The 24,172-nt window shown below is 52.1% G+C and carries 34 protein-coding genes and 1 pseudogene; 5 read left to right on the top strand and 30 right to left on the bottom strand.

The genetic code is table 11. From position 1 onward, the window contains the following. Positions 1-7: 7 nt before the first annotated feature. Positions 8-705 (top strand): IS1 family transposase gene (locus N7268_RS13080; protein WP_226683650.1). Its coding sequence is split into 2 segments (ribosomal slippage): positions 8-257 and positions 257-705, totalling 699 coding nucleotides; the frame shifts between segments, so codons are not numbered across the junction. Here the strand turns inward: N7268_RS13080 and N7268_RS13075 are convergent. The 20 genes and pseudogenes from N7268_RS13075 to N7268_RS12985 all read right to left on the bottom strand — a co-directional run. Further along, a pseudogene (locus N7268_RS13075) lies at positions 697-957 on the bottom strand (tail fiber assembly protein); the annotation flags it as partial. The gene N7268_RS13080 and the pseudogene N7268_RS13075 overlap by 9 nt on opposite strands. After that, a complete protein-coding gene (locus N7268_RS13070; protein WP_260863238.1) occupies positions 957-2,906 on the bottom strand; it encodes a phage tail protein in 1,950 nt (649 codons plus the stop codon). The pseudogene N7268_RS13075 and the gene N7268_RS13070, both read right to left, overlap by 1 nt. Before the next feature lie 10 nt (positions 2,907-2,916). Next, positions 2,917-3,504 carry a phage tail protein gene (locus N7268_RS13065; RefSeq protein ID WP_260863237.1) on the bottom strand — a complete coding sequence of 196 codons (588 nt, stop codon included), beginning with the start codon at positions 3,502-3,504 and terminating at the stop codon, positions 2,917-2,919. After that, a complete protein-coding gene (locus tag N7268_RS13060; protein ID WP_260863236.1) occupies positions 3,497-4,681 on the bottom strand; it encodes a baseplate J/gp47 family protein in 1,185 nt (394 codons plus the stop codon). The genes N7268_RS13065 and N7268_RS13060 overlap by 8 nt, the downstream gene beginning before the upstream one ends. Next, entirely contained in the window at positions 4,678-5,007 is a 330-nt protein-coding gene (locus N7268_RS13055) for a DUF2590 family protein (protein WP_000004502.1), read from the bottom strand. Before N7268_RS13055 ends, N7268_RS13060 begins: the two co-directional genes overlap by 4 nt. Next, the gene (locus N7268_RS13050) at positions 5,004-7,064 is read right to left on the bottom strand and encodes a phage tail tape measure protein (RefSeq protein ID WP_260863235.1); all 2,061 of its coding nucleotides are present in this window, start codon (positions 7,062-7,064) and stop codon (positions 5,004-5,006) included. Before N7268_RS13050 ends, N7268_RS13055 begins: the two co-directional genes overlap by 4 nt. Then, complete coding sequence (locus N7268_RS25200) at positions 7,061-7,204, bottom strand: DUF6890 family protein (RefSeq protein WP_370922079.1); 144 nt, start codon at positions 7,202-7,204, stop codon at positions 7,061-7,063. The genes N7268_RS13050 and N7268_RS25200 overlap by 4 nt, the downstream gene beginning before the upstream one ends. Positions 7,205-7,251: 47 nt before the next feature. Then, positions 7,252-7,509: a putative phage tail assembly chaperone gene (locus tag N7268_RS13045; RefSeq protein ID WP_260863234.1), complete on the bottom strand. Its 258-nt coding sequence runs from the start codon at positions 7,507-7,509 to the stop codon at positions 7,252-7,254. Further along, positions 7,496-7,684 (bottom strand): hypothetical protein, encoded by a 189-nt coding sequence (locus N7268_RS13040; protein ID WP_096880779.1) that lies wholly within the window; start codon positions 7,682-7,684, stop codon positions 7,496-7,498. Before N7268_RS13040 ends, N7268_RS13045 begins: the two co-directional genes overlap by 14 nt. Further along, positions 7,614-7,994, bottom strand: coding sequence for a hypothetical protein (locus N7268_RS13035; protein ID WP_260863233.1), 381 nt, complete (start codon positions 7,992-7,994; stop codon positions 7,614-7,616). Before N7268_RS13035 ends, N7268_RS13040 begins: the two co-directional genes overlap by 71 nt. Then, a complete protein-coding gene (locus N7268_RS13030) occupies positions 7,994-8,335 on the bottom strand; it encodes a M15 family metallopeptidase (protein ID WP_000175561.1) in 342 nt (113 codons plus the stop codon). Before N7268_RS13030 ends, N7268_RS13035 begins: the two co-directional genes overlap by 1 nt. Beyond that, on the bottom strand, positions 8,322-8,624 hold the full coding sequence (locus tag N7268_RS13025) for a phage holin family protein (RefSeq protein WP_001155240.1): 303 nt from the start codon (positions 8,622-8,624) through the stop codon (positions 8,322-8,324). The genes N7268_RS13030 and N7268_RS13025 overlap by 14 nt, the downstream gene beginning before the upstream one ends. A 10-nt stretch (positions 8,625-8,634) precedes the next feature. Continuing rightward, positions 8,635-9,090 (bottom strand): phage protein, encoded by a 456-nt coding sequence (locus N7268_RS13020; RefSeq protein WP_000044253.1) that lies wholly within the window; start codon positions 9,088-9,090, stop codon positions 8,635-8,637. Then, positions 9,087-10,214 carry a DUF2586 domain-containing protein gene (locus tag N7268_RS13015; RefSeq protein ID WP_260863232.1) on the bottom strand — a complete coding sequence of 376 codons (1,128 nt, stop codon included), beginning with the start codon at positions 10,212-10,214 and terminating at the stop codon, positions 9,087-9,089. The genes N7268_RS13020 and N7268_RS13015 overlap by 4 nt, the downstream gene beginning before the upstream one ends. Then, positions 10,211-10,918, bottom strand: a complete 708-nt coding sequence (locus N7268_RS13010) for a hypothetical protein (RefSeq protein ID WP_260863231.1) — start codon at positions 10,916-10,918, stop codon at positions 10,211-10,213. Before N7268_RS13010 ends, N7268_RS13015 begins: the two co-directional genes overlap by 4 nt. Continuing rightward, complete coding sequence (locus N7268_RS13005) at positions 10,915-11,421, bottom strand: phage tail protein (protein WP_021293728.1); 507 nt, start codon at positions 11,419-11,421, stop codon at positions 10,915-10,917. The genes N7268_RS13010 and N7268_RS13005 overlap by 4 nt, the downstream gene beginning before the upstream one ends. Further along, complete coding sequence (locus tag N7268_RS13000) at positions 11,418-11,870, bottom strand: head completion/stabilization protein (protein ID WP_260863230.1); 453 nt, start codon at positions 11,868-11,870, stop codon at positions 11,418-11,420. The genes N7268_RS13005 and N7268_RS13000 overlap by 4 nt, the downstream gene beginning before the upstream one ends. A 96-nt stretch (positions 11,871-11,966) precedes the next feature. Then, on the bottom strand, positions 11,967-12,668 hold the full coding sequence (gene gpM, locus N7268_RS12995; RefSeq protein ID WP_032950218.1) for a phage terminase small subunit: 702 nt from the start codon (positions 12,666-12,668) through the stop codon (positions 11,967-11,969). 3 nt (positions 12,669-12,671) lie between these two features. Continuing rightward, the gene (locus N7268_RS12990) at positions 12,672-13,694 is read right to left on the bottom strand and encodes a phage major capsid protein, P2 family (RefSeq protein WP_003838043.1); all 1,023 of its coding nucleotides are present in this window, start codon (positions 13,692-13,694) and stop codon (positions 12,672-12,674) included. A gap of 61 nt (positions 13,695-13,755) precedes the next feature. Continuing rightward, positions 13,756-14,559, bottom strand: a complete 804-nt coding sequence (locus N7268_RS12985; protein ID WP_260863229.1) for a GPO family capsid scaffolding protein — start codon at positions 14,557-14,559, stop codon at positions 13,756-13,758. Between the two features lie 161 nt (positions 14,560-14,720). Here N7268_RS12985 and N7268_RS12980 point away from each other — a divergent pair, with 161 nt between their 5' ends. Genes N7268_RS12980 through N7268_RS12970 form a run of 3 tightly spaced genes read left to right on the top strand, consistent with a single transcriptional unit; the run spans position 14,721 to position 17,874 of the window. Continuing rightward, positions 14,721-16,496 (top strand): terminase large subunit domain-containing protein, encoded by a 1,776-nt coding sequence (locus tag N7268_RS12980; RefSeq protein WP_260863228.1) that lies wholly within the window; start codon positions 14,721-14,723, stop codon positions 16,494-16,496. After that, positions 16,493-17,554 carry a phage portal protein gene (locus tag N7268_RS12975; RefSeq protein ID WP_260863227.1) on the top strand — a complete coding sequence of 354 codons (1,062 nt, stop codon included), beginning with the start codon at positions 16,493-16,495 and terminating at the stop codon, positions 17,552-17,554. The genes N7268_RS12980 and N7268_RS12975 overlap by 4 nt, the downstream gene beginning before the upstream one ends. Next, positions 17,551-17,874 (top strand): ogr/Delta-like zinc finger family protein, encoded by a 324-nt coding sequence (locus tag N7268_RS12970; protein WP_012602735.1) that lies wholly within the window; start codon positions 17,551-17,553, stop codon positions 17,872-17,874. Before N7268_RS12975 ends, N7268_RS12970 begins: the two co-directional genes overlap by 4 nt. Here the strand turns inward: N7268_RS12970 and N7268_RS12965 are convergent. From N7268_RS12965 to N7268_RS12920, 10 genes are all read right to left on the bottom strand, one after another. Beyond that, positions 17,848-18,054 carry a hypothetical protein gene (locus N7268_RS12965; RefSeq protein WP_000364823.1) on the bottom strand — a complete coding sequence of 69 codons (207 nt, stop codon included), beginning with the start codon at positions 18,052-18,054 and terminating at the stop codon, positions 17,848-17,850. The two genes, N7268_RS12970 and N7268_RS12965, sit on opposite strands and share 27 nt — an antisense overlap. 119 nt (positions 18,055-18,173) lie before the next feature. Then, positions 18,174-20,195: a replication endonuclease gene (locus N7268_RS12960; RefSeq protein WP_260863226.1), complete on the bottom strand. Its 2,022-nt coding sequence runs from the start codon at positions 20,193-20,195 to the stop codon at positions 18,174-18,176. Beyond that, the gene (locus N7268_RS12955) at positions 20,192-21,052 is read right to left on the bottom strand and encodes a DNA adenine methylase (protein ID WP_260863225.1); all 861 of its coding nucleotides are present in this window, start codon (positions 21,050-21,052) and stop codon (positions 20,192-20,194) included. Before N7268_RS12955 ends, N7268_RS12960 begins: the two co-directional genes overlap by 4 nt. Continuing rightward, the gene (locus N7268_RS12950; protein WP_260863224.1) at positions 21,042-21,371 is read right to left on the bottom strand and encodes a DUF3850 domain-containing protein; all 330 of its coding nucleotides are present in this window, start codon (positions 21,369-21,371) and stop codon (positions 21,042-21,044) included. The genes N7268_RS12955 and N7268_RS12950 overlap by 11 nt, the downstream gene beginning before the upstream one ends. Beyond that, positions 21,362-21,595 (bottom strand): DUF2732 family protein, encoded by a 234-nt coding sequence (locus N7268_RS12945; protein ID WP_163183936.1) that lies wholly within the window; start codon positions 21,593-21,595, stop codon positions 21,362-21,364. The genes N7268_RS12950 and N7268_RS12945 overlap by 10 nt, the downstream gene beginning before the upstream one ends. Before the next feature lie 67 nt (positions 21,596-21,662). After that, positions 21,663-22,064 (bottom strand): hypothetical protein, encoded by a 402-nt coding sequence (locus tag N7268_RS12940; RefSeq protein WP_260863223.1) that lies wholly within the window; start codon positions 22,062-22,064, stop codon positions 21,663-21,665. Next, complete coding sequence (locus tag N7268_RS12935; protein WP_260863222.1) at positions 22,064-22,492, bottom strand: hypothetical protein; 429 nt, start codon at positions 22,490-22,492, stop codon at positions 22,064-22,066. The genes N7268_RS12940 and N7268_RS12935 overlap by 1 nt, the downstream gene beginning before the upstream one ends. Next, positions 22,482-22,709, bottom strand: a complete 228-nt coding sequence (locus N7268_RS12930) for a phage filamentation protein Fil family protein (protein ID WP_058331639.1) — start codon at positions 22,707-22,709, stop codon at positions 22,482-22,484. Before N7268_RS12930 ends, N7268_RS12935 begins: the two co-directional genes overlap by 11 nt. Positions 22,710-22,718: 9 nt before the next feature. Then, complete coding sequence (locus N7268_RS12925) at positions 22,719-23,222, bottom strand: phage regulatory CII family protein (RefSeq protein ID WP_260863221.1); 504 nt, start codon at positions 23,220-23,222, stop codon at positions 22,719-22,721. A gap of 30 nt (positions 23,223-23,252) precedes the next feature. Beyond that, positions 23,253-23,474, bottom strand: a complete 222-nt coding sequence (locus tag N7268_RS12920; RefSeq protein WP_001247709.1) for a hypothetical protein — start codon at positions 23,472-23,474, stop codon at positions 23,253-23,255. Between the two features lie 119 nt (positions 23,475-23,593). Here N7268_RS12920 and N7268_RS12915 point away from each other — a divergent pair, with 119 nt between their 5' ends. Further along, positions 23,594-24,172: a phage repressor protein CI gene (locus N7268_RS12915; RefSeq protein ID WP_260863220.1), complete on the top strand. Its 579-nt coding sequence runs from the start codon at positions 23,594-23,596 to the stop codon at positions 24,170-24,172.

Below are 24,172 nucleotides of genomic sequence, written 5' to 3'. Positions count from 1 at the left end.
TGCTCCAGTGGCTTCTGTTTCTATCAGCTGTCCCTCCTGTTCAGCTACTGACGGGGTGGTGCGTAACGGCAAAAGCACTGCCGGACATCAGCGCTATCTCTGCTCTCACTGCCGTAAAACATGGCAACTGCAGTTCACTTACACCGCTTCTCAACCCGGTACGCACCAGAAAATCATTGATATGGCCATGAATGGTGTTGGATGCCGGGCAACCGCCCGCATTATGGGCGTTGGCCTCAACACGATTTTACGTCACTTAAAAAACTCAGGCCGCAGTCGGTAACCTCGCGCATACAGCCGGGCAGTGATGTGATTGTCTGCGCTGAAATGGACGAACAGTGGGGCTACGTCGGTGCTAAATCACGTCAGCGCTGGCTGTTTTACGCGTATGACAGGATACGGAGGACGATTGTGGCGCACGTCTTCGGTGAACGCACTCTGGCCACACTGGAGCGACTTCTGAGCCTGCTGTCGGCCTTTGAGGTCGTGGTATGGATGACGGATGGCTGGCCGCTGTATGAATCCCGCCTGAAGGGAAAGCTGCACGTTATCAGCAAGCGTTACACTCAGCGCATTGAGCGACATAACCTGAATCTGAGACAACATCTGGCAAGGCTGGGACGGAAGTCACTGTCGTTCTCAAAATCGGTGGAGCTGCATGACAAGGTCATCGGGCATTATCTGAACATAAAACACTATCAGTAAGTTGGAGTCATTACCAATGTCGTAGACAGTTTTCCCGCGATGGTCTTCAACAAGTGACCATTTTTCTGATTCATAATTAAAAACAGCAACAAAACCATCAGATGCCGCTGGCGGGGCAATATCTGTGCAATAGGCAGGTAACCCGGTATGCGCCGGAATATACCCATCACCTTTCCCGATAAACTCATTTGTGTCAGATGAAAGATTAAAAATAGTAATAACTCGATCTGAGTCGGTCATTTTAAAAGTCATTATGCAAGTCTCACTAAATAGTTAAATGCGGTGTTTTTTACTGTGTTTTCTGCATTGCCCGAAACATTGACCGTAATTGCGTGATTATGCGCACCCAAAATAACGTTATGGGTGTGAGCGCCAATGCCAACTGTATGAGTATGAGCACCAATACTAACTGTATGGGCATGATTTCCCGATGAGCTTGTCGTCAAGGTTCCCATGCTTGCTAATGCCTGGTTACGGTCACCATCTTTAACAGTCGTTGAAGTTGGGGCTGTGTATGTATGAGTATGCGCCCCCGTGGTGTTTGTTGTTTTTGTACCGTAGTCAAATGAACTGGATGTTTTTGTCCCATAATCAAATGATGTAGTCGCTTTTGTTCCGAGATCTGTATTTGCAGATGATGCTGAGTGGTCATGCGACTTAATACCATCCTGCTCTTGTGATAATACCGCGCGGCCACTGACTGGCTTACCTTTAATCGTCTGACCGCGCATATCTGGGATAATCCCCGAGGGATACGCAGAAGCCAGTAATGGGTAGACAGATTTATCAAATGACTGCCCCTGCATTAGTGCATAACCCAATGGAGTGGTATCGGATGGCCAGGGAACGGGCGCACCAACTGGAAAAACATCATCCGGCGTCCACGGCGTCCAGTTACCTGTTGAATACTTACTACGCGAATAGCTTCGGGAACTGTTGTACACGCGATAAATTTGCGTTATTCCAGCGTTCTTTAAAACAACCAAAGAACCGGCATTATTTTCCGGGTAATGCAGCGCTGCACTGGTATTCGCATTCATTGTCTGGTGATACAGACCTGGCGTCTGGTAATTATCCAGATCCTGACCAGCACCGATTGCAATACTCTGACCGTCGAAAATATCCTGTGCAGTGACACTGATATCACCTGTTAACGGATGCCCGTTAACCTTTCTTCCTGACGGCACACGACCATTTGCATTCTCATTCACTGCTTTTAATGCCTTTGGCGTGGCGGCCAGCTTTTCGGAGTCGCTGTCTGTTGCACTGCTTAACTGCACAAACCCCTTCGCACTGGTCGTGGCATCAGGATGGTTTCGGGACTGCTCATGCTTTTTCAGTGCATCGCTGGCCACCTGATCATTTAGCGTCCCTTTTGGCCGTAAATCAGTGATATTGCCATTTACATCAAGACTGGCCACAGCAAACACGTAATGCTGCACACCGTTCTGCACGTAATCCGCCAGGTTTTCTGTAACGGTGATTTTGCACTGCGTATTCCACACGCTGGTAAGCGTTCCCGTCCAGCACACATCCAGCCAGACTTTGACCGGTTTTGTCGTCACGGTGATATTCTGATTTGCGGCCAGTGATGTACGCAGCCCTGCCACGTAGCCGGTGCCTTTGGTGACAAAAAACTGATTACCCGTTTTACCGACCAGCCAGCCATCGCCAAAGAATGCCGCAACGCCGTAAATATCCACATTCTCCAGGCGATTACGCTCATCCATACCGGCCATACGCGCCGTGAAATCAATCTGCCAGGTCTCGGCCGGTGTATTTATCCCGGTTTCAGTCTGTGCGCCGTTGTACTCCATCAGAAACGAACGGGTAAGCACGTTCCCCTGCTGACCTTCTGCTGTTTTCAGCTTTTGCTGCACAGGCGCATGAACAATCATGGCCAGGGTGCCGCTGGCCTTATTCAGCAGACCGATCCAGTTGAAACTGAAATCGCCCACGTCAGCGCCCAGAACGGCGGAATACACCACGCCATTTTCATTCACCACGCCAGTGCGGGTAACAGGCTGCCGGTGCACAATCTGCTCCGCAGGCGGCAATGCTTCACTACGATCAACGGGAATATCCGGGTTCAGCCCTGGCACATTCGCAAACACAAATTCATTCAGTAACACCGGCTCGCCGGTTGCACCCTGCTGCGCTTTCCAGTGTTCAAACGCCAGCGTGATAGCTGTCTGTGACATAAAAAACTCCTTACAAACCTGCGCTGAATGTCGCGCTTCGGGTTTCCGTCCCTGCTAACGAAGCCGGATAAACCACGTATTCCCCCTGATCCCATCCGGCTCTGATAGCCATTTTTTCCGATGTGATCACCTCAAACTGATAGCGGCGGCATGTTCGCCCGTACTGCCGGATTATCTGGATAAGCAGCTGCGTGTTGTCCGCTATCTGGCTGTCTGTCACTCGCACCAGGATCACATCCCAGTCAATACCTGGCTGGCGCTCCCGCAGCTCCACATATCCAATACCCAGCCGTTCAAAGATATTGATAAACCCTTCAACGGAACCAGCATCACGGGCATTAACAAAGGCATATGCCACACGCTTACGAAACAGGCTCAGTGGCTCACCGTCAAAGCGGGTTATGTCCCGGTCATACGCCAGCAGGTTCAGTAATGCCGGTGTGCAGGTCAGCGGATCAAACTGGTTCAGTGGCCAGGTTATCCAGCCGTAAACCTCCGCCCAGAATCGCCGCGCTGTTTTCAGCAGCTTGTCCGGCTCCCCCTGATTCATCCAGGAGGGAAGCACCATCCCGGCCAGCTTTTTCATGAACTCATTCATTCTCAAGACTCACTACCAGTGACTTCAGACGTGGCACATTCAGCTCACTGGTAATGTCACCCAGTGAAAAGGACAGCGAATCCGCCAGCGCAAAAGTTTTGTGGATCTCCCGTCCCAGCTGAGAAAACGAGAACCGCGAATATGGCCACGTCTTTCTGACGTCAAAATCAGCGTTTTCACGGAAAGCACAGCGGATCATGTTTTCAATCCCGGCCTTCAGGCTGTTCTGTTCGTCGTCTGTCAGGTTGGCCAGATTTCTGACATACACCGTCACGGCCAGATCGTGACGGGTTTCCGGCATGGCATAACACTGCATATCGTCGCCGTGGCCGTGGTGTCCCTGCGTGTTGATGTAATCATTCACCGCATTCACGAACGGTGCGGAAGCCACCCCACTGTCCAGCAACAGATAGGCGTTTGCGGTACCCGGTCCCCTCGGCGCTTCATGCTCAAAGAAAATCCGGTCAATACTCAGCCCGGCAACACCGGCAATCATTGAACGGTAAACCGCATCCGTGTGGTAATTGCCCACCAGGTTGAACTGGTTGCGGCAACGTTCACGCAGTTCATCATCACTTTCTTCATCGGCACCCGGCACCGTCAGCCAGTTTTCCTCGCTGGCCACATGACTGATACCATCCACGGCCACAGGCAAAATGCGGTAATACCCTGGTGCAAGGTTATAGGCTCCCCCGGTTCCGGTGGCTTTTACCGGCAGCAATGCGCTGGCCGTGCCGGAAGGGATCACCACATCGCCGGTGGTCGCCAGTTCGTACACCCTGCCGTTGATGCGTTCAGTCTGGATAACCGTCCCGGCCTTCACCGTCACAACGGCTCTGGCATCTTCCTTAAAGAAGCGGATCACACCCTGCGCGGCGCTGGCGGGCTTCGCCGTCACGTTCACCGCCCAGGCCAGCAGACGCAACATGCTCCCGCAGGCCGTGGCCACAAACATATTGGCCAGCACCGTGGATACCAGAACCTCTTTTAGCCACATCACCGGCGCAGTCACAATGGCCGTGACTAACCGCCAGAACGGTGACATGCGGGATGTGTTGGTGATCATGCCTTCCTCAGCCGCAATCGCATTAAAGCGATCCCGCACTTCAGATTCCGTCACCGGCATCCCGCTGGCCTTCACCACTTCCTCAAAATCAACCTGCGGTTTTTCTGTCATAAATCCACCTGCGCAGAAATGCCGCCAAAATCATAGGTGCTGGCCGTTATCCATAATCGTTTCTGACTTTCCTCACTGATTTCCACTGTTCCCGGAATAATCCGTTCATCATCTTCAATCAGTAATTCCATACGGGTAAAAATATCCGCCCGCATTGTTGGACTGCGTTCGGCAATCAGTTCCGTTGCCAGTCCGCTTTCAATAATGGAATGAATAATGTCCTGTCCGATACTTTTACGGTTATTACACAGTTCAGGTTCATATCCGGTATTCAGAACAAAATCACCGCCCTGAATAAGCAAATCAATATAAAGGCTCTCACTCATGCGCCCAGCTCCTGAAATTCCATTAACTGACCGGGTGTAATCATTTCTTTCGGATAAATGTTTACCGTGTCAATTTTCCGGCTATTGTCGGTTACGGACTTAGCATTACTGTTAATCGTTTTGGTAATTCCGCCCTTCTCAATGCCTTTTAATTCACCTCCGGTTAAAAGCCTGTCTGGGGTGAAACTATTTTGCGTCGCCGCAGGAAGTGCGCCTTCAGCTTTCGCGGATTGTTTTAACTCTGGTACCGGATACACCGCTGTTTCATTTTTAGCGATACCCGCTGAAGCAGCGCCCGCCAGTTCAATATCAACACCAGGAATATTATTTAATTTACTTACAATCCAGTTCCATGATTTCAGAAAGCCGTTTTTAACGGACAGCCAGACATTATCAAACAATGACACAATGCCCGTGGCCAGCCCGCTTAATGCCTGGGAAGGAGAAAACCCGGTCAGCATGGAAATAAAACCGTTCCAGCCTTCGCTGATAAACTGCCAGGCTGAAGCAAACACCCCGGCAAGCCATGCCACTACCCTGGCGCATGCCTGAAATGCAGCGGTATCCATGACCGCGTTCTTTACCGTGTCCCAGTGTTTAATCAACAGCCAGCAACCGGCAGCAAGCAAAGCAACGGCACCAATCACCAGCAGGATCGGCCAGCTCATCAGATTGATACCTATCCCGGCCATCATTGCCGCCATACGAACCGCCAGCAACGTACCGCGCAGAAATTTCAGCGTGGCGTTCCAGGCGACCACGGCAATATTCCCCAGCCAGACAGCCGCGGTGTAGATTTTCGTAACGGCCGTCAGCGCCACCCAGATCCCGCGCAACCCCATCATGATGAATCTGGAGACACCCATCACGATGTTGGCGACTGCGCCCACAGCCGCAAAGCTGAGCAAGGCCATTGCCGCATAACCGACAACACGCGCAATGTTGGGAAACAGCTGCATCCAGCGGGCAAAGGTCTGCCCCATATCGGCCAGACGATTCAGTACCGGATATAACACCGGGATCAACGTCAGGCCGATTACGGTCTGGATAGCCTTCAGGATTGCGACAAACCGATCCCACGGCCTCACCATTTTCTGCGCCATTTCCTGGGTACGCTTCAGACCATCAGCACCGCCCAGTTCTGTGATATTGCGCTGAAGCAGCGCCACATTACCGTACAGGTGTTTTACCACTGCCGAACTGTCACCAAATGCCGCATCCAGTTCAGCCTGGGCTTTCAGGTTCCCTTCCAGGCTTTTGCCATACTTGCCCTGTAACTTGATCAGCATTTCGGGCATGGACAGCATTTTGCCGGTGGAATCCGTGAAAGACAGCCCAAGCTTTTTACCGCCCTCAATGGCTCCGGTCATAAAGCCTTCATAAGCGCTGCTGGCTTCCGTGCCCAGTGTCCGCTGAAGCTGTCCCAGCACGGCCAGCTGTTCATCCAGCCCCACGCCGTAGTTGGTACCCACGCCGCGCGCACCTTCCATCAAATCCTTGATAGCGGCCATTTCCGTGCCAAAGGTTTTGCGCATGTACACCATTTTTCCGGCCAGCTGTTCAGCAAACTCAACTTTGCCCAGCCGGTTGGCATCGGCGGAAAAGTTACCGAACATCTGCCCCATAAACTCAGCGGTTTCCGCTGCGGTTGATTTGAGCGCAAACGCCAGGGTATTGGCGACTTTCGTCACTTTCGGCAGCTCATTCCCGGTCAGCCCGGCAATGGAGGCGTTTATACTTTCCGTGGACTGTACAAACTCTACCGCGCTGGCGCCGTAGGTCGTACTGAAGCGCAGCGCATCACGCTGAACGGCCTTAAGCGCAGAATCATCGATCCCTTTTGCGGCCGCATCATTCAGCGCGTCATACATTTCAATGGCGGGCATCAGCGCACCTTTAATGGCCATCCCTGTACCCGCCAGCCCCAGAACGCCGCCGCCAATCTGCATAAAGGCTTCTTTTGATTTTTCAGCAAAGCCCGTTACGTTGCCCTGCGCCTGTTTTAACGGGCGGGACAATTTATCAATAAGGCTTAATGTAAAATCTAACTGTTTCATTCAGTGCCTTTAAATGCTTTAGCCACGCCATTAGCCACGGCTATTCCCGTATATTCCCAGTGACGGTTATCCAGCCATATAGCGGCGGCAATATCGTCAACAGAATCCTGACCATGTGGTAAATAATGACGGCGAAGAATTAAATACTGTTCGAGTCCATTTCGTTCAATATCATGGACTCGCTTTGTCAGTTTTTTACTTCAACCTCCAGTTCAGGCGCGTAAATATCATTAACCTTACTGACAAGTTGCAGTGCTGCACCCGGACGTTTTAATACGTCAATCAGTGCTTCTTTCGTTTCCGGGGTAACAATACGCATCAGATAATTATTTGCAGGTGCAACTTTATTATCCATCGTCATTTCATTAATCAGTTTATTGTAGGCAGTCTGATTAGGTTCAAAAACAATATCTGCACCACAAACACTCAGTTTAATTTGTTCCATAAATAACATGCTCTCTTAAATTAATTTCATCGACTAACTGATTATGACGCGCCGCACACTGGCCATATATTTCAAGGTAAACAGTCAGCAGTTCCGCTGCATCTTTACCTGTTGCCCCGTTCAGACGCGGCAGCTGCGTGGCGCATCGTGTTTTCAGGTTTTCCTGATAACGCACGTTCGGTACCGGCGACGGCGCTGTTGTACATGCTGACAAACTCATCAGACAGGCACCTGTTAGTAAAAACCGGCTTAAGCACTTCCGTGCGGATCTCTCGCGGTTGCGCATTTCTTAGCGCCTCCAGTTTATCTTCCAGCGCCCTGGCGGAATCACTGGCAATGCCCTGCATCACCTTTCGCGATTCATTACCCGCCACCTGCGCCGCCGTGTTGATTGCCAGTTCCAGGCTGTCTCGCCGCCAGTCAGCAGTCAGCCAGCCCCAGGCAAACGCCAGCGCCACCACAACCAGCCACTGCGCGTGACTCATCAGCGCACCCCGTTATGTTCCAGGCTGAAATGATTACCATCCGGTCTGGATTTGAAGCGCCCGCCCCAGCTTCCGCCCAGCGATTCCCAGTATTCCCCCAGTGGCAGATAGTCCTCTGTACGGGTCTGGTACTGGCCGTTCACAAACAGATTAAAATCCACGGCCAGACGCTGGGTATGCAGACTGTTCGAAATACCGCTGCCCTTCTTCGCGTTCAGCGCCGCCTGTTCCGGGGTGCGGTACGCCTCGCCAAACGTCAGCCGGTAGCCGCGTTCTTCTGCCCAGTGGATCAGGTTGGCCACCATGACGGTAAACAGCTGCTGCTTTTCACTCAGGGTCATTTGTCACGCTCCCGTTCTTCTTTCCCGCTGCACGTCTGCGCAGCCACATTTCAACAGCCTGATAACCAGCAATACCCAGCGCAGCCCCCAGCCCCTGAATAGCCAGCGGGCTGGCTTCCGGGATTTGAATCAGCGCCGCGCCAGCGATAACTGAAACAAAACTGCCCAGGATCACACGGCTGATAAACAGGCGCGGTGTAATGGGATCATCACTGGCCAGCACCTTCGCAACAGCAATGAGCGCCCCCATAATCAGCAGTGAATAAAGGCTCTTTTCATGTTCCTGCATTCCGGCTTCCTTATCCGATCAGGTTTTCCGTGGCTTCCGCTTCCAGATACGGCACACCGTTGATGTTCACGAACTTGGGACTGGTCACAAAATATTTGATTTTGTGCGTCGCCACACCGCCGCCCTTTGGATCGATATCCAGCAGATTACTTAGCTGAAGTTTGTTGCCGAACGATTCCACTTTCATTTCTTCGCTGCCCGCTTTGGCATAGAAAAGAAAATCCAGCGGCGGAATACCACGCCACGAACCTGCGGCGCGGGCTTTGGCCGTCAGTACGCCCAGCACTTTGGAACTGACTTCAATTTCTCCCTCTGCGGCCACATCGCCATCAACATGGCCATCCGGCACACCACGGGTCTGGGCGGCGGCGCTGTTATCCGTAATATCGAGTGTGATTTTCTCGATGTGAATCAGATCGCCGTCAAGATAGGTATCAAACGACATACCCGAAATACGTTTACTCATGCAGCGCCCTCCAGACTGGCATCCAGTAACAGACTGATGGTGATTTGCAGCGGAACTTCCCAGGTGCGTACCACCAGATAAATATCCACCGTCTTTTTGTTCTTCCAGACAATGGTCACGTCACCGTCCTGCGGCGGCTTTACTTCCCCCGGAAATGACACGCCATTGATACTGGCCGCTGTGGACATTTCACGCAGTGGACGTGCAAACAGCGTCTGGTGTGCAGCAATGCTGCCCGGTGTGCTGTTCAGTGAACGATCCGCAATTTTGCTGATAGCCAGCAGACGTACACGACGCGCCGCTTTATCGGCAACACGCAGGGTTTCAATCGACTGGTAATCGCCGCCTTCCACATCCAGCGTCCGCCCGTCAGCCCAGTAAAAACCGTCATAGTCCGGGTACCACATCGGCACACTAAAGCGCTGGGCTTCCAGTGCCTGAAGCGTGGCCAGTTCCAGCACCGCCCCGGTACCATCAACCGGCATTTCATCACTTCCCAGATTCAGCAGCGCCCCGGTTTTCACACGGGCAGGACTGTCTGCGATAGTCACGGCACGACTGCACAGACGGCCAGCCAGCACACCCGGCTCATTTCCCCACAGACGCGGAACTAGTTGCACCGCCTTCTCTGCAATACCATCCTGAATAGCAGACACACGGGTAAGGTAATCCGCCTGGGCTTCTTCTTCCTGCATTCCCTGCACGGCCAGGATGAACCACACCCAACGCCCATATTTGGAAATCAGCGTGGATCGTAACGTCGCCGCCTGATTCACTTGGGCTTTTGCCGTCACATCACTGGACAGCACCACCCCTTCCACCGAACACACCACCTGTGCGGCCAGTACCGCTTTTACCCAGGCATCGTCCTCAGCATCTGCGGGCAGCACATGCATAAATGCCCACCAGTTCTGACCGGCGTTTGCCAGTGCCGCCAGAACATCGTTTTTCAGCGGGCTTTCCCCTTCACCCAGCAGTGCATCAAAATCACTCTGGGCATTCACCGCCAGCGTTTTCCCCACATTTTTGGTACCCGTACCGATAAACAGCAGCGTGCGCCCCACTTCATTGGTTTCACCCAGCAGCTGGTTTACCTGGTTCACGGTCACGTTTGGCCAGGTCATGCTTTCCCCTTAATATCCTGCGCCTTAACATCCCAGCCAAAGCCAATGGCCTGAAGCTGACGCGCCAGCGCGTTATCAAATTCATCGTCACTCATGCCCAGAAAGACACGGGCAGGAAGATCCACTGTCCAGCTGGTTTTCACCGCCTTACCGCTGAGTTTTCGAATCAGTAACCCCGCCCGGCTGTATGGCATTGTTTGGGTTAACTCGCCCAGCGTGGGCTTTTTCCAGCGTTTACCGGTGCGTACCCGGTACCCCAGCGCCCGCAGTTTTTTGGCCAGGGCTGGCGTGGCCATTTTTCCGGCCTCCGCCTTCCGTGGCTGGCTGCGACAGCTGACACTGACGCGCATCCCGTTTTGTTGCGCATATCCGACTGTCCCGGCCGGTACCGGCGTTTCCCCGTTCCGGTAGCCACCGCCCTGCAAATAAATCCGTACCGCCTGAATCTCTGGCATTTCCCGGATATGCAGTAGTTTTGGCAGGTTCCGCAGCATCTTCCCTTTGCGCTTCGTTTTACGCCCCGGCCACTTCTGGCCATCAGGTGCTTCCTGATTGCGAACGTGCCGTTTTGCTGCGGTAATCACGCCATATTTGGCCAGCCTCCAGATAAGACGCTGGCGCTTTTTGGGCGGCAGTTCCATGCTGGCCAGTGATTTACGCAACTCTGCCAGCTGCTTTTTATTCAGCTCGCCACCGGCAATCATTCGTTACCGCCTACCGGCGCACCGGTTTCATCCACGCCATAAATATTGGCGGTGATCGCTATCCAGACTTCGGGATTAACCAGCGACCAGCGTTTCCCCTGCCACGGGATTGCCCCGTTTTCGTCCTCCCTGATCACCAGTTCTTCCGCCATTGGTACCGTCAGCACAATAGTGGCGGTTTCCTCATCCTCCACTGACACATCCCAGTCCGGTTCAGCTTCAGTCAGGCCGACTTCATCCAGTAATTCCCTGTCAGCCTCATCCAGCCACGCGGCCAGCAGCGACATAAGCAACTGCGGCGGACACAGGCGGTACGGGAAACGCTGCCAGCTGATTACCGCGTCATAGCGAATCACCGCCTGGCGGTACTGCCCCAGCCCGTAATCCTTCGCAGCGGGGATGAACTTCATTTCATCCAGCACACTGTCAAATGACTGCATGGCGCGCGGCGGCACGTTTTGCTGAAAAAATGCGGTCAGGCTCTCAAGCTGTGTCTGGCTCATACTTTTTTCACCGTTGCACGTTTAAGCCCCTTCATGCGACGGATAACCACTGAGGCCTCAGCCAGTAACCCGGCGCGGGTTTCCATACTCTCCTGCCCCGGATGGGTTTCACGTCGCCCGACAGTGGCAAATTCCCCCAGCAAATCCGCTTTTGCCCTGGCAAATACCGCTTTCATGTACTGGGCGCACAGGCTGTTAAGCCCGCCCATTTTTACGCCCGGAACATCTGCTGCCAGCGTGTGGCCTTTTGTTTTCCAGCTGGCCTCCACGTTTTCCAGCTCGGCATTCACCTCCGCGACTGCGGCCAGCAGCGCCTGACTGATGGTGTCCGCGTCGATATCGGCTGGCAGTGACCGCTGCGCCTGAAAGTCCTTCAGATTCAGATCCGGCCAGAACCCGTTATTCGTCAGCGGTTCATCCTGATAATCCAGCGGTTTTCCGCTAAACATAATTCCCCCGAAAAAGGCGGACTGACCGGTTTCCACGGCACAGTGACACATGGAGTGTTCTGCCCTCCACCGCGTCCGCCTGGCTTGCGGTAGTCTTTACCCCTGCGTCAGTTTTCGGATACGGGCGGCAATCGTCTGCCGTGCCGTTCTGACGCCGATTTTTAAATAGTATTTTTCTGCGGTGGCCAGCAGTTGATCGGCTTTCTCCAGCGTTTCAATGTCGTCAACACTCGCGGCCGTTGTCTGGCCATCTTCGCCGCGCAGCAGCTCCAGCCCGGCAAATTTGAACCACTTGGCCGTAACCTGTTCATGCAGCCGCCAGGTACTGGCGACACGCTCAAATGTGCGGGAAAAATACGGCTCAACACTTTCCCCGCGCCCGGATGTTTCCTGCGCCCAGGCCAGCATCGTATCGGCCACGAACGTAGGAAAATTGCTGCGCAACCGATCCGGGGTTGCCTGCTGCTGGCTGATTGCAATGTCAGCCCAGTCCAGCGCCTTATCCAAATCGCCCACGTCAAACAGCCAGATAACACACCAGGCAAATACCGGGTTGGCGTACACCTGCCCGCTTTCCAGATACGCTTCCACAGTCGGTGTCCAGCGCGGCAACAACACATCCCGCTTAAACTCAACGCGATCCGCGATTGTCGGCAGGTTACGGGCATGCTCCACATCCGTTTCCAGCGCCTTAATCAACAGGTGCATGCTTTCTGTGGTTTCCAGTGCCTGACTGCGTTTCAGCTTTTGTTCCATCGCAATGCGCTGGCTGTGACGCTGCGCGGGAGAAAGTGCCATTTATCAGCCCTCTGCTGGTTCGGAAACCTTGCCAATGGTCACGGCGGATTCATCAATGGCCGCATACAGTTCCGGCACTTCAACCGCATAGCCTTCGTTACGCAGGTATTTGTTTTCGAACTGCTTACGATCTTCAACAAATTCCGCCTTACGCATGCGGGTGTTGCGCTGGGTGTAGATATGCAAATTAGAAAGCGGCGTGACGACCATACGTTTACCCGGCATAAACGGCGGGATAACAGCAGGACGGCCAGCAATAGTGCTGCCCAGCATCTGCGCCGCGATTTTCTCAGTCGGGCGGTCTGCGGCCTGATACAGTCGGTATTGTTCAGCAGCGACCAGATCGGCACCGACCAGAACCACCAGACGCGGGTCATTGCGGAACTGTGCCGGAATCTTGGCGTTAATCAGGTCTGAAGCCATTGCATCCAGTGATTTGTAATCCCCGGCTTCATCCAGCACGACCGGATCGGTCATAATCTGATTACCACCCAGCAGCGTTTTCATACGCTCATGCCAGCCGATGTTGACATCTTCGCCGTTCGGGTTATCCGTTGGATTCGTCGTTTTTGCGCGACTCTTACCGTTAAAACCAATACGCAGCATATCCAGCGCAAAAGCCTGTGTGGTAAACGCCTGAACCAGGTTGTAAAACTCGTTTTCGTCCTTACCGGCATTTGCCCAGACCGAAAGCAGATCCCAGCGCAGTGCGGCGCAACTGTCCGTTTCAACCAGTGAGTAGTCATTGCCGTCCACGCCAACCTGACGAACAAAGCGGCCATTTTCACTGCGGCCGGTATGCAGCACGGAGGAACCGACAGAAATCACCTGGCCACTCAGCTGGTCAACGTCCAGACAGGTGATCATGTTCAGGAACTCCACGGACTCCAACAGCGCCAGACGTAGCGCATTTTCCTGCGGGTCATTCAGGGAGAAATAACGACTGGTATCACGTGCGCCAAACTGCTGCGCCATACCACTCGAATATTTATCCAGTAAATCCCGTGCACGATTATTAAGGTGCATAAAACTCCCTCGCGATTAAGCGATAATAAAAATGTTTTGTACTAATTAACGTCAGAACGTATTACAGGAAATTAAATTTACCCGCTTTTTCTGAAATCTTGCGTCCTGGTGCACGGGTGGATTTATTACCCAGATCGTTAAAACGTTTAACGATATCTTTTGCATTATCACGAATAGCCGCAAATTCTTCGGTATCGACCACTTCCGCAATGGTATCCACATCACCCTGAACATCATTCAGCTGATTTTCAATTTTGGCCACACGGCCTTCCAGTTCGTTTACCACATTGGCCAGCGCCTGTAACTTATCATCACCCTGCGCGGTATCATCAGGCGGCGTTTCATCTTCAAACTTCGGTTTAATACCAAATAATTTTTGCCAGTTCTTCATTCGTATGTCCTGTTTAATTTTTCCGTCACGGGAAATCACGCAACTGTAATATCCCTGCTTAGATAATTTTTTGCGCCGACTACTAAAGCGCAGCCGTGTGGTGCCAACACTGGCGGGAGTATCTGTTACCGCCAGCCCCTTGAGGTATGTACGCCCACTCCCTCGCCAGTTCTCATCCGGTTCAATCGAAAAGAACAGGAGCTGATCTTCATGGTTGGCGAAAATTAAACGCATATTCGGGCAAAGGCTGACATAAAGCCGCGCCAGTCCGTCATCGCCATCATGCCAGGTGGCCTCCAGCACCTCCCCAAAATTACCGCAATCATCCTCGTGTTCAGGCCAGATCAAAGCGACATAGTGGTTATAGTCATAGGTTTCCCCCATATCGATAATCCACTGGCGTTTAATCTCTCTGCCGTCAACGGTATCCCCTTCGGTAGCAACACACAGCCAGTCAGTTTTTAAATGCGACATATCCCCCCTGATTTATTCACCGACGCTGCAAATCAATTATTGCCAAATAAAACCACCACCGCATCACGCTTTATTCTGAACAGTTCGGTTATCACGTATTACCGAACAGACGCGAATTAACACCGCCGTTTTTTCATAACAGCCACGGCATAATTATCCGCATGGCTAAATACTCAGAAGAACTAAAAGGCGTTGTCCGCGCACTTTATTTGCGCCGCTATACGCCAAAAGAAATTGCATCAGAATTAAATCTGCCGAATGCGCGGATCGTTTACTACTGGGCTGAGAAATACAGCTGGGCGGATTTACTCAGTTTTGAAAGCACAGAGGAGGCAATTGAACGCCGCTACCAGCTGCTGGCCAGCCGCGATAATAAAACCGATCTCGACCTGAAAGAAATGGACATGCTGATTGCCCACGCCACAAAGCTGCGTGCTCAAAGCAATAAGCATAAAGAAAAGATGGCCAGTGGCCAGAGTAACGGGCAGGCAGCTGTGCGGGACAGCGACAGCGATGAACCGCGCCCCAAACGCAAAAACAGGAAAAACGATATTTCTTCTCTGACTCAGGCGGATTTTGACACCTGGGCGGATGAACATCTTTTTGAATACCAGAAACACCTGCGCAGGAATATTGGCCAGCAGGTCAGGAACATCCTTAAAAGCCGCCAGATCGGTGCCACCTGGTACTTTGCATTTGAAGCCTTTGAAAACGCGGTCATGACAGGCGATCCGCAAATCTTCCTGTCTGCCTCCAAAGTCCAGGCGGAATACTTCCGGTCTTACATCGTCAACATTGCAGAGCAGTATTTTGGCATCACGCTGACCGGTAACCCGATCCGCCTCAGCAATGGCGCTGAACTGCGTTTTCTCTCAACCAACAAAAACACGGCACAGTCTTACAGTGGCCACCTGTACTGTGACGAATATTTCTGGGTGCCTAACTTCGCCAGGCTTAACGAAGTGGCCAGCGCAATGGCCACCCATGACAAATGGCGCACCACCTACTTTTCAACACCATCGGCCAAAACACACCAGGCTTACCCGTTCTGGACGGGTGAGGAATGGAAACAGGGCAGCAAAAAACGCGCGGCCGCTCAGTTCCCGTCCTTTGATGAAATGCGCAACGGCGGACGGCTTTGCCCGGATGGTCAGTGGCGCTATGTCATCACGATGGAAGATGCCATTGCGGGCGGTTTCAACCTGGCCAACATCGAGAAGCTGCGCAACCGCTACAACACCGCCACCTTCAACATGCTCTATATGTGTGTGTTCGTGGACAGCAAAGATTCTGTATTCAGCTTTTCAGACCTGGAAGCCTGTGGCGTGGAGGTGGACACCTGGCAGGATCACAACCCGGACGCTGCGCGGCCATTTGGTGACAGGCCAGTGTGGGGAGGCTTTGACCCGGCACGTAGCGGCGATTTGTCGTGTTTTGTGATTATTGCCCCGCCGATGTACGCCGCAGAGAAATTCCGCGTTCTGAAGGTCATTAACTGGAAGGGCATGAACTTCCGCTATCAGGCCAGGCAGATCGAACTGCTGTTTAAAAAATATAACTTCACCTATCTGGGAGTGGACGTTACCGGCATTGGCCAGGGGGTTTTTGACAACATCCAGCATTTTGCCATGCGTGTGGCCGTCGCCATTCGTTACGACATGAACACGAAAAATCAGCTGGTACTGAAAGCGGCGGACGTGGTGGAAAGCCAGCGTATTGAATGGGACAAAAACCTGAAAGAGATCCCAGCCAGCTTTATGGCTGTACGCCGCACCACCACGCAAAGCGGTAACGCCATGACATTTGTCGCTGACCGCAGCCAGGACACTGGCCACGCGGAGGCGTTCTGGGCAATTACCCACGCCCTGCATAACGAACCACTCAACTACGAAAACAAACCGAAATCCCGCTGGGGTGTAAGGAAAGAGGCTGCATGAGTAAAAAAAACCGCTTCGTTAAGCGCAACCCGCGCGGCGATAAGTCCAAAAAAATGAGCATCATCACATTCGGCAAACCAGAACCCGTACTGACCACCGGCACGGATTACCGCGACATCTGGTACGACAATGCCGCCGATCACTTTACCCAACCGATTGACCGGCTGGCACTGGCACAACTTATCAATCTGAATGGTCAGCATGGCGGCATCATCCACGCCCGGAAAAATATGATTGTGTCTGATTATCTGGGCGGTGGCCTGACTTACGACCAGCTGGAAGCTGCGGCGTTTGACTATACAACCTTCGGGGATATTGCGATTGGCAAAATCCGCAACGGATGGGGGGAGGTGATTGCCCTGGAACCTTTACCCGGCCTGTATATTCGCCGCCGAAAAGTCAGAGACAACGCCACAGACCAGCCCGGCGATTACGTGGTATTGCAGGACGGTGAACCGCAGGTATGGCCGCAGGAAGATATCATTTTTATCAAGATGTACGACCCGCAGCAGCATATTTACGGGCTGCCCGACTATATCGGCGGCGTACACTCGGCATTGCTTAACAGTGAAGCCGTCATTTTCCGCCGCCGCTACTACCACAACGGCGCCCATACTGGCGGCATTCTCTATACACGCGATCCCAGCATGACGGATGAAATGGAAGAAGAAATTGAACAGCAGCTGCGTGACAGCAAAGGTATTGGCAACTTCTCCACTATTCTGGTGAACATTCCTGGCGGGGATGGGGACGCGATCAAGTTCATCGAAATGGGTGATATCTCTGCAAAAGATGAATTTGCCAACATCAAAAACATCAGTGCGCAGGACATTCTCAACGCGCATCGCTTTCCTGCTGGCCTGGCCGGAATTGTCCCGCAGAACACTGCCGGTCTGGGGGATGTTGAAAAGGCGGAAAGGATTTACAAGAAAAGCGAAATAGCGCCCATTCAGCGCCGGTTTATGACCGCTGTTAACAACGATCCCGAAATACCGGAGAGGCTGCACCTTAACTTTGATTTAAGTTACACAGAATCAACGGATAAGGATGCGGCATGAGGCGAAAAAGGCTAAAATCCAGGCATCATTTAACAGCTGGAGCATGGAATATGCGAGTTCTGAAAATCGAATGCCCGGAATGCGGCTCAAAGGCTGTTATTCGTAAAACAAACCGGAAGCACCGGCAGATTGCGGATATTTACTGCGCCTGTTCAGATGTGGAGTGTGGCCATACGTTTGTGATGAATCTGACGTTCTCCCACACTCTCAGCCCCAGCGCGAAAACGGGTGATGCGATGGTGCAGAAAATACTGAATGCACTTTCACCCGATCAGCGCCAAATGGCATTAGACCTACTGAAAGCGACTCCCGCCGCCTGATAAGCCCCCTTCCTGGGGGTTTTTAGCTTCTGTTCTGACCATCTCCCGCATTTCTCCAGCAATCTCACCAATCCAGGCCAAAGCGATTGTTTTTTCTCTCTGGTTACTTTCGTACACATGGGCAATTTTGGCCAATAACTCAATGCGCTCCAGCTGTGCCGACGCTTCCAAAAGATCCATTTAGCCCCCACAAACAATATATAACTGTATATACATACAGTACACCGTAAAGCACAAATTGTGAAATGTATTTTCCTGCCATCTACTGACAAATGAATGTGTTACACAGATTTATACAGCTACAACCACCCCGGCCACAGCTCGTGCATTGGCTCGCTTCGTGTCTCTTGCAACCGGCCATTACGGTAAATCAATGCCACCTGGCCAAATCTCAAACCACTACCCCGCATGAGAATGGCTATTTCATCGTCAGAACCATCAAAACCCCGGCTGCGCAATTCCAGTTTTAACCGTCTGCGGGTTCCACCCTCCGTACAGTTATTGACAGAACTCCAAGGGGCGGCGTTGCCGCCAGAAAAACCCGCCTCCGCTGGCGCTTCGGCCAACTTCGCAACCTTCTGCCACTTCACCAGGCGCGTACATACCGCCGAATCTGGAACCAATGGAGAATAGACACCCTGAACGCGCTGCACATCTTCTGCGTATTCATTGCCCTGCTCTGTGATTTCATAAGCCAGACGAACAACCAGATCTCGGCGGGCAACCAGTGCACCACCCTGCGCCTGGGTGTATGCAGCCCAGTCCCCAACATCCGCAGCAGCCAGAACCGCATCCATTCTGCGGTCAGTCAGTACCTGATCACGCAACCGGCGTAATTCGCGCCAGACAGTCACCGGCGCACCGCCAATCTGCTGAAACTGGCGAATGCGCCAGCGGGAAGCCCATGCAGAAACGGATTTGGCCATATCCCGCAGGTTCTCCCCTGTTTCGTCGTCCTGCTCACCATCCAGCGCAAACCCATCAATGTTTTTGGATATATATTTGGCGATGTAACCCGTAGCCGAACCTTTAGCTGGATCGATGGCTTCAACATGGAAACGTGCCTTTAGCGCGTTTGGCGTTTGCAGTTCTTCGGAGTCGGTAATTCTGGCGTGATAGCAAAGAATATCGCGCACGGTATCCACATCACGGGGACGCATAAAAAGCAGCATGTGCCAGTGTGGTGTCCCATCGTGGTGAGGCTCTACCACACGAAAACCAAAAATATGGATACCTGCCCGGGAAATAGCGGCGCGGGCTTTCGCCCATACACCACATAAATAGCGCTGGGTGTCCTGCGGGGTGCAGCCATCCCATTGTGAAACAAAGCCCCCTTTGCTGTGTACCGCGTGAAAACGCGATGGCGCGGTGATGGTGTAAAACTCACCTGCCAGCCCTTCTTCGTTGGCCATATCTTCAAATCCTCGCATTCTTACCATTAGCTCACAGCGACGGATCGCCGGATTTGCAACACTGCGGTGCACCATGCTGTCCAGTGCAATACGCAGCCCTTCATCATTCAGCAGGTCAAACTTTTTAAAAAACTCAAGATTCCGCTTTTTCTGGTCTATCCATTCGCCCAGGGTTTTACGTGACACATAAGCACTGGCTGCTTTTTGCACCTGCCCCACGGCTATGGCCATATGTTCACGCTGCACGTCTCGTGCTCGTTTAAGACGCTGGTACCACCATTCTGGCGCCATCATGCGCAGTATCCCGGATTCAGCCTTACGCATGTCTAGTTGGCCTTCATTGGCTTCATGTTCAGCCCAGTACGGGGGCTGATTGTTCAGCATCAGGCAACATGCACAAAGGTTGCGGTAAGATTCCAGAGTGCGGCGGTGCAACTCTCTGGCGTCGTCAGTGCCTGAATCAAACTGTTCGGTGAAGTCATAAAGTAACTGCGAAATCCAGCCAGAGACCTGGCCAGCCAGTTTTTTAAGATCAGGACGGTCTAATGACGGCAAGCGCTCCAGCGACTTACCAAAAGGAAGATCAAGCGTATCAGCGGCCAGCTTGTAACGTGCAGCCACTTTGCGCAGACGTGGCAATACATTCCCGCCGATTGTTTTGCGCAGGAATGTATTGGCACGGCGACGCCCGTCACGGCCAGTTAATAACTTTTCGTAACGGTTACCGAAATACCCGGCTAACCAGTCGGGTATCTCATGCAGGTACTGGGAACGCCATTCATAATCCTGTGGGTTAACAGCCCACAGGCGGCGTTCTGTGATTGTCGCATCTGCCGGTGTACCTGGCGCAAAAGTTTCACGTCGCCAGGCATCAACGGCATAACATTGTTCGTTTATTGCCAGCGTCATGCGCTGGCCTCAAGCGCTGCCGGCAAAGGCCATTTAAGTATCAGTTCTGCCGCCACTTTCTGGCTTGAAGCTGCCGCACCAACGCTGCGCGGCGCATTAACCTTTACGGCCTCAAAACCTGCGTAAAGGTAATGCACCATTTCCAGATCACTGTTTGACGCAACAACCTTAACTCCACGTTCAGCCAGGCGGCGCAGCTTACGCGCCAGCCGTCCCTGATCCATGTGAGAAAAACCACGCTCATGGTAAGCGGTGAAATTGTCAGTATCAGTCAGGTAAGGCGGATCACAATAAACAACGTCATGCCCGTCCCGCACCAAATCAAGCGTTTCTGAATAGTGGGCAGTAATGAACGTTGCACGTTTCGCTTTTTCAGCAAAAGCGCGGATTTCATCAGCAGGAAAGTACGTTTTTTTGTACTTACCAAAAGGAACATTGAACTGGCCACGGCGATTGTATCGGCACAGGCCATTGAAGCAGTGACGGTTCAGATAAAGAAAACGCGCCGCAGCTTCCACAGATTCAGAACCAAAGGATTTGCCTGATTGGTTGAAGGTATCACGCACCGCGTAATAGAACACAGCGCGGCTTTCTTCATCGCCTAATGAACCGGCAGAAAATAAAGCCTCCAGCTCAATGAGCAATGCATCAGTCTGATAGGCCATTGTCTTATACAGATTCACCAGGTCGGGATTCACATCAGCGATCAGATACTCGTCATAATCCGTATTCATCATGACAGCACAGGAACCGGCGAAAGGTTCAATCAAGCGCTTACCCTCCGGCAGATGGGGAAGCAACTGTGGCATAAGGCGGGCTTTGCTGCCCACCCACTTAAGCGGAGTTTTAACGGCCATATTCAACCCCACTTAAAAACAATTCTGATACACCGTTAGAAATGATGTATTCCAGCACTTCAAGGGGGGACAATGGCCGAACAGACAACACTACCCAGTTATCCGTATTGGCAATGATTTCATTCACCGGCAAAACATGGGTAATAACGGCCGCCCACTCTCGCCCGGTGTATTTCCCGTGCTTCCACTCGCACAGCGAAAGAACATCTCCGGCTTTATAGTTACGATCATTCTTACGCAGTTCTGCTTTTTTCTGACCATCGACTACTGCGTTAAGGTACTTGGGCGCGATTTTTACCGTATGAATTTTTACTGCCATGCGGCACCGCCTTTGCTGCAAATCGCCGCAGCTTCTTCGCGGATTAACTCAACGATTTCCGTTGCGCTTAAACCTTCATTGGCTGCGTGGGTGGCCAGCTTATCCAGACGGGTGGAACATAGATCAGCAGCTGCGGCTTTACCTTCCTGTGTGGCTTTGGTGAGCATGGCCAGAAGGTCAGTACCTGATTTCGTTGCGGGTAAATCCTGGTGTGTCATGTGCATTTTGGTTTCCTTAAAGCAAAAGAATCCCCGGCCACCTAAGCTGTGACCAAAAAATTCAGGTTTTTAATTAGTGAAAAGCGGGTTGTACAGTGACAGCGGAATGGTTCGGTGCTGGAATAAGGTGCAGCTCGTACGTTGTCCGCCACCACTCCTGGATCAGTGCTTTAATTTCGCCAACACCCAGCGCACCGGCCGTATAGAAAATGGCGCGGATCCCGGCCAGCGCTTCAATCTGTGCTTCTTTGCTTTCGGCCTCGCGGTACACGCAGCACCAGAAAGCGGCATTGATTGCCAGCCAGTGACGCGGATTAGTCATGTGCTCAGTGTCATTAAAGAAGAATGGATGCAACGCAATGCGACCATTTTTACTGGTGCTTTTCTCTGCAAATGCTAAGGCGTAGTTATGCGGGACTCCCCACGCAGCCAACTCTGCACCCAACGATCTACCCTCGACGGAAATAATAGTCATTAGTGATTCCCCTGCTGCTGCAACTTTTGGACGATATGAGGCGCGATTACCATCTGCACCCCGCTACTGCTATAAATTGGATGTACCTTTTTGATCGGACGGTTCGCGGTGCGCTTCGAAAAATCGCTGTCACGTAAACTGCCGAAACCATCAAACGTTAACCGCGCCCGTGAAATGCCTTGGCGCAGCAGAATCATGTCCCGATAGCCCAGGCGTTCATAAAGCTCACGCCAGCAGCACTTGCTTAAGTGGGCTTTAAATGCCCTGGCGCCAGAAGTAACCGCAGCGGCATAAAGCACCACGCCGCGCCACTCCGGTGTCAGGTTGTCCCACCATTCAGCGGCCTCGCTGCTTTCACTGAAGTATTTGCGGCGGATCTGTTTTAAATGTTCCAGTCCACGCTTTTGTTGTTCCTGGCTAATCGCCATAGCGCCCCCCTATACACCCAACCAGACGACGGACTTTTGTAGGCAAGAAACGTAAAACCACCCCGCCTTTCATTCGAACAGACTCATGCGCATTGAATTTATACGTGTGGCCAGGATTCCAGCGCTGACCGTTCGGCAGTTCTATCCAGCCCGTTGAACCGCTTGGCCGTTGCATGGCTGGTGATTCTTTTTTCAGGTAAGTCACAAACGCTTTCATGGCGCTCCCTCACATCAAGCCGGTGGCGTTAGCCGTCACCAGATCCACCGCTGCGGCCAGAACGGGCGCAGACTGGATACGACTTTCAACGGTATAAGCCAGCACGGATAAGCTACGGATTGCATCGCGGGCGCGATCCAGAATTTGTGTACGGCGGGCGGCGGTCATATGGCTAGTTGATACGGCTTCCCCAGCAATTGCGCCCACACTGGCTGTGGCACTCAGTGCGCACAGCTGCATGTTGCCTTCTGTGGCATTGTTCACCGGTACAGATGGAAGGCAGTTAATCTGCCCCAGCATCCCATCCAGTAAACGTGCATCTTCGGTGTAATCCGTAATGGCTAAAAGCTCGTCACAGGTTAAACGGTGCGGCTGTGCTGGATTCAATTTGTTGCGCAAGATTTGCGGCCTCATACCAACGGCGGCGGCTACATCTTCCAGATTGTGTTCAATTGCAAATGCTCGGCAAGCCGCATCAAAGTGAGCATGTTTAGAGGTCTGGTAATCAAACATTGTTTGCCTCTCCCTAATCCGTAGGATGGATTACGCGTTAAGCGAAATATCACATTCACTTAAAGCCTGAATAGTGAGCGCGGCCATGTTGACTTCGACCAGGCCTTTCTTTTGCTTACCCTTCGGCTTGATAGGTAATTTTCCGTATTCGATCAGGTTTCTAGCGGTTTCTTTGTTAGTACCAGTACGGCGGCAATACTCGTCTAGAGGCAGGTATGGTTCTGGGATGATGATTGTAATGTTTGGACGCATAAGGCAAACTCCATTGGTTAACCTGTACGGCAATACAGGTCTGTAACTGTCAATATTCACTTAAACCTACAAAGCGGAGTTTAAACTCACTTCGCGATACATTTCAAGGTAAAACTTTCGTGAACCTACAAATTGAGTTTTCCAGAGGCGGATCTGATGTACTGGATAGGGTCATTCAGGCGTACGGATTCAACACAAAGCTAGCTCTAGCGGAACATCTTGATATAGCAAGTAGCAGCCTAGCTAACCGCTATAAGAGAGATTTTTTCCCAGCTGATATTGTTGTGAGATGCATGGCTGAAACAGGAGCTACGTTGGAATGGCTTGCAACTGGGCAAGGTAGAAAGTTTAACGACGACGAATTAGACATCATGAAGCTGCCGCGTAAGAAGATTGTCGATGGCAAACTTTATGAGTCCGGCTTTTTAATGCTCGACAAGGTTACTTTTTTACCAGGCAAACCTTTACCTCAGAATCCAATCTGCGTGATTGACAACACAATGCAATACATTGTTGATCAAGAATTTACTGAAGTTTATGACGATGTTTGGCTTGTTGAGGTTGAAGGTAAATCCAGCATAAGAACACTTACGCGTATTCCAGTAGGAAAGGTGAGAGTTAGTGGCGTAGGCATGGCTTTTGATTGCGGCATTGATGATATAAAAATTATCGGCCGCGTTGTTCTGACGATTGAATGA

The sequence above is a fragment of the Citrobacter sp. Marseille-Q6884 genome (genome assembly GCF_945906775.1).
In the GTDB taxonomy this organism is placed as follows: Bacteria; Pseudomonadota; Gammaproteobacteria; order Enterobacterales; family Enterobacteriaceae; genus Citrobacter.
The sequence above is the reverse complement of the archived record's forward strand: the minus strand, read 5'-3'. Positions and strand labels throughout refer to the sequence as shown.

Bases quoted from the DNA above. Each gene is read 5' to 3' on its own strand.
- N7268_RS13070 (WP_260863238.1), bottom strand. From the start codon at position 2,906: ATGTCACAGACAGCTATCACGCTGGCGTTTGAACACTGGAAAGCGCAG.
- N7268_RS13065 (WP_260863237.1), bottom strand. From the start codon at position 3,504: ATGAATGAGTTCATGAAAAAGCTGGCCGGGATGGTGCTTCCCTCCTGG.
- N7268_RS13060 (WP_260863236.1), bottom strand. From the start codon at position 4,681: ATGACAGAAAAACCGCAGGTTGATTTTGAGGAAGTGGTGAAGGCCAGC.
- N7268_RS13055 (WP_000004502.1), bottom strand. From the start codon at position 5,007: ATGAGTGAGAGCCTTTATATTGATTTGCTTATTCAGGGCGGTGATTTT.
- N7268_RS13050 (WP_260863235.1), bottom strand. From the start codon at position 7,064: ATGAAACAGTTAGATTTTACATTAAGCCTTATTGATAAATTGTCCCGC.
- N7268_RS13045 (WP_260863234.1), bottom strand. From the start codon at position 7,509: ATGGAACAAATTAAACTGAGTGTTTGTGGTGCAGATATTGTTTTTGAA.
- N7268_RS13035 (WP_260863233.1), bottom strand. From the start codon at position 7,994: ATGAGTCACGCGCAGTGGCTGGTTGTGGTGGCGCTGGCGTTTGCCTGG.
- N7268_RS13030 (WP_000175561.1), bottom strand. From the start codon at position 8,335: ATGACCCTGAGTGAAAAGCAGCAGCTGTTTACCGTCATGGTGGCCAAC.
- N7268_RS13025 (WP_001155240.1), bottom strand. From the start codon at position 8,624: ATGCAGGAACATGAAAAGAGCCTTTATTCACTGCTGATTATGGGGGCG.
- N7268_RS13020 (WP_000044253.1), bottom strand. From the start codon at position 9,090: ATGAGTAAACGTATTTCGGGTATGTCGTTTGATACCTATCTTGACGGC.
- N7268_RS13015 (WP_260863232.1), bottom strand. From the start codon at position 10,214: ATGACCTGGCCAAACGTGACCGTGAACCAGGTAAACCAGCTGCTGGGT.
- N7268_RS13010 (WP_260863231.1), bottom strand. From the start codon at position 10,918: ATGATTGCCGGTGGCGAGCTGAATAAAAAGCAGCTGGCAGAGTTGCGT.
- N7268_RS13005 (WP_021293728.1), bottom strand. From the start codon at position 11,421: ATGAGCCAGACACAGCTTGAGAGCCTGACCGCATTTTTTCAGCAAAAC.
- N7268_RS13000 (WP_260863230.1), bottom strand. From the start codon at position 11,870: ATGTTTAGCGGAAAACCGCTGGATTATCAGGATGAACCGCTGACGAAT.
- gpM (WP_032950218.1), bottom strand. From the start codon at position 12,668: ATGGCACTTTCTCCCGCGCAGCGTCACAGCCAGCGCATTGCGATGGAA.
- N7268_RS12990 (WP_003838043.1), bottom strand. From the start codon at position 13,694: ATGCACCTTAATAATCGTGCACGGGATTTACTGGATAAATATTCGAGT.
- N7268_RS12985 (WP_260863229.1), bottom strand. From the start codon at position 14,559: ATGTCGCATTTAAAAACTGACTGGCTGTGTGTTGCTACCGAAGGGGAT.
- N7268_RS12980 (WP_260863228.1), top strand. From the start codon at position 14,721: ATGGCTAAATACTCAGAAGAACTAAAAGGCGTTGTCCGCGCACTTTAT.
- N7268_RS12975 (WP_260863227.1), top strand. From the start codon at position 16,493: ATGAGTAAAAAAAACCGCTTCGTTAAGCGCAACCCGCGCGGCGATAAG.
- N7268_RS12970 (WP_012602735.1), top strand. From the start codon at position 17,551: ATGAGGCGAAAAAGGCTAAAATCCAGGCATCATTTAACAGCTGGAGCA.
- N7268_RS12965 (WP_000364823.1), bottom strand. From the start codon at position 18,054: ATGGATCTTTTGGAAGCGTCGGCACAGCTGGAGCGCATTGAGTTATTG.
- N7268_RS12960 (WP_260863226.1), bottom strand. From the start codon at position 20,195: ATGACGCTGGCAATAAACGAACAATGTTATGCCGTTGATGCCTGGCGA.
- N7268_RS12955 (WP_260863225.1), bottom strand. From the start codon at position 21,052: ATGGCCGTTAAAACTCCGCTTAAGTGGGTGGGCAGCAAAGCCCGCCTT.
- N7268_RS12950 (WP_260863224.1), bottom strand. From the start codon at position 21,371: ATGGCAGTAAAAATTCATACGGTAAAAATCGCGCCCAAGTACCTTAAC.
- N7268_RS12945 (WP_163183936.1), bottom strand. From the start codon at position 21,595: ATGCACATGACACACCAGGATTTACCCGCAACGAAATCAGGTACTGAC.
- N7268_RS12940 (WP_260863223.1), bottom strand. From the start codon at position 22,064: ATGACTATTATTTCCGTCGAGGGTAGATCGTTGGGTGCAGAGTTGGCT.
- N7268_RS12935 (WP_260863222.1), bottom strand. From the start codon at position 22,492: ATGGCGATTAGCCAGGAACAACAAAAGCGTGGACTGGAACATTTAAAA.
- N7268_RS12930 (WP_058331639.1), bottom strand. From the start codon at position 22,709: ATGAAAGCGTTTGTGACTTACCTGAAAAAAGAATCACCAGCCATGCAA.
- N7268_RS12925 (WP_260863221.1), bottom strand. From the start codon at position 23,222: ATGTTTGATTACCAGACCTCTAAACATGCTCACTTTGATGCGGCTTGC.
- N7268_RS12920 (WP_001247709.1), bottom strand. From the start codon at position 23,474: ATGCGTCCAAACATTACAATCATCATCCCAGAACCATACCTGCCTCTA.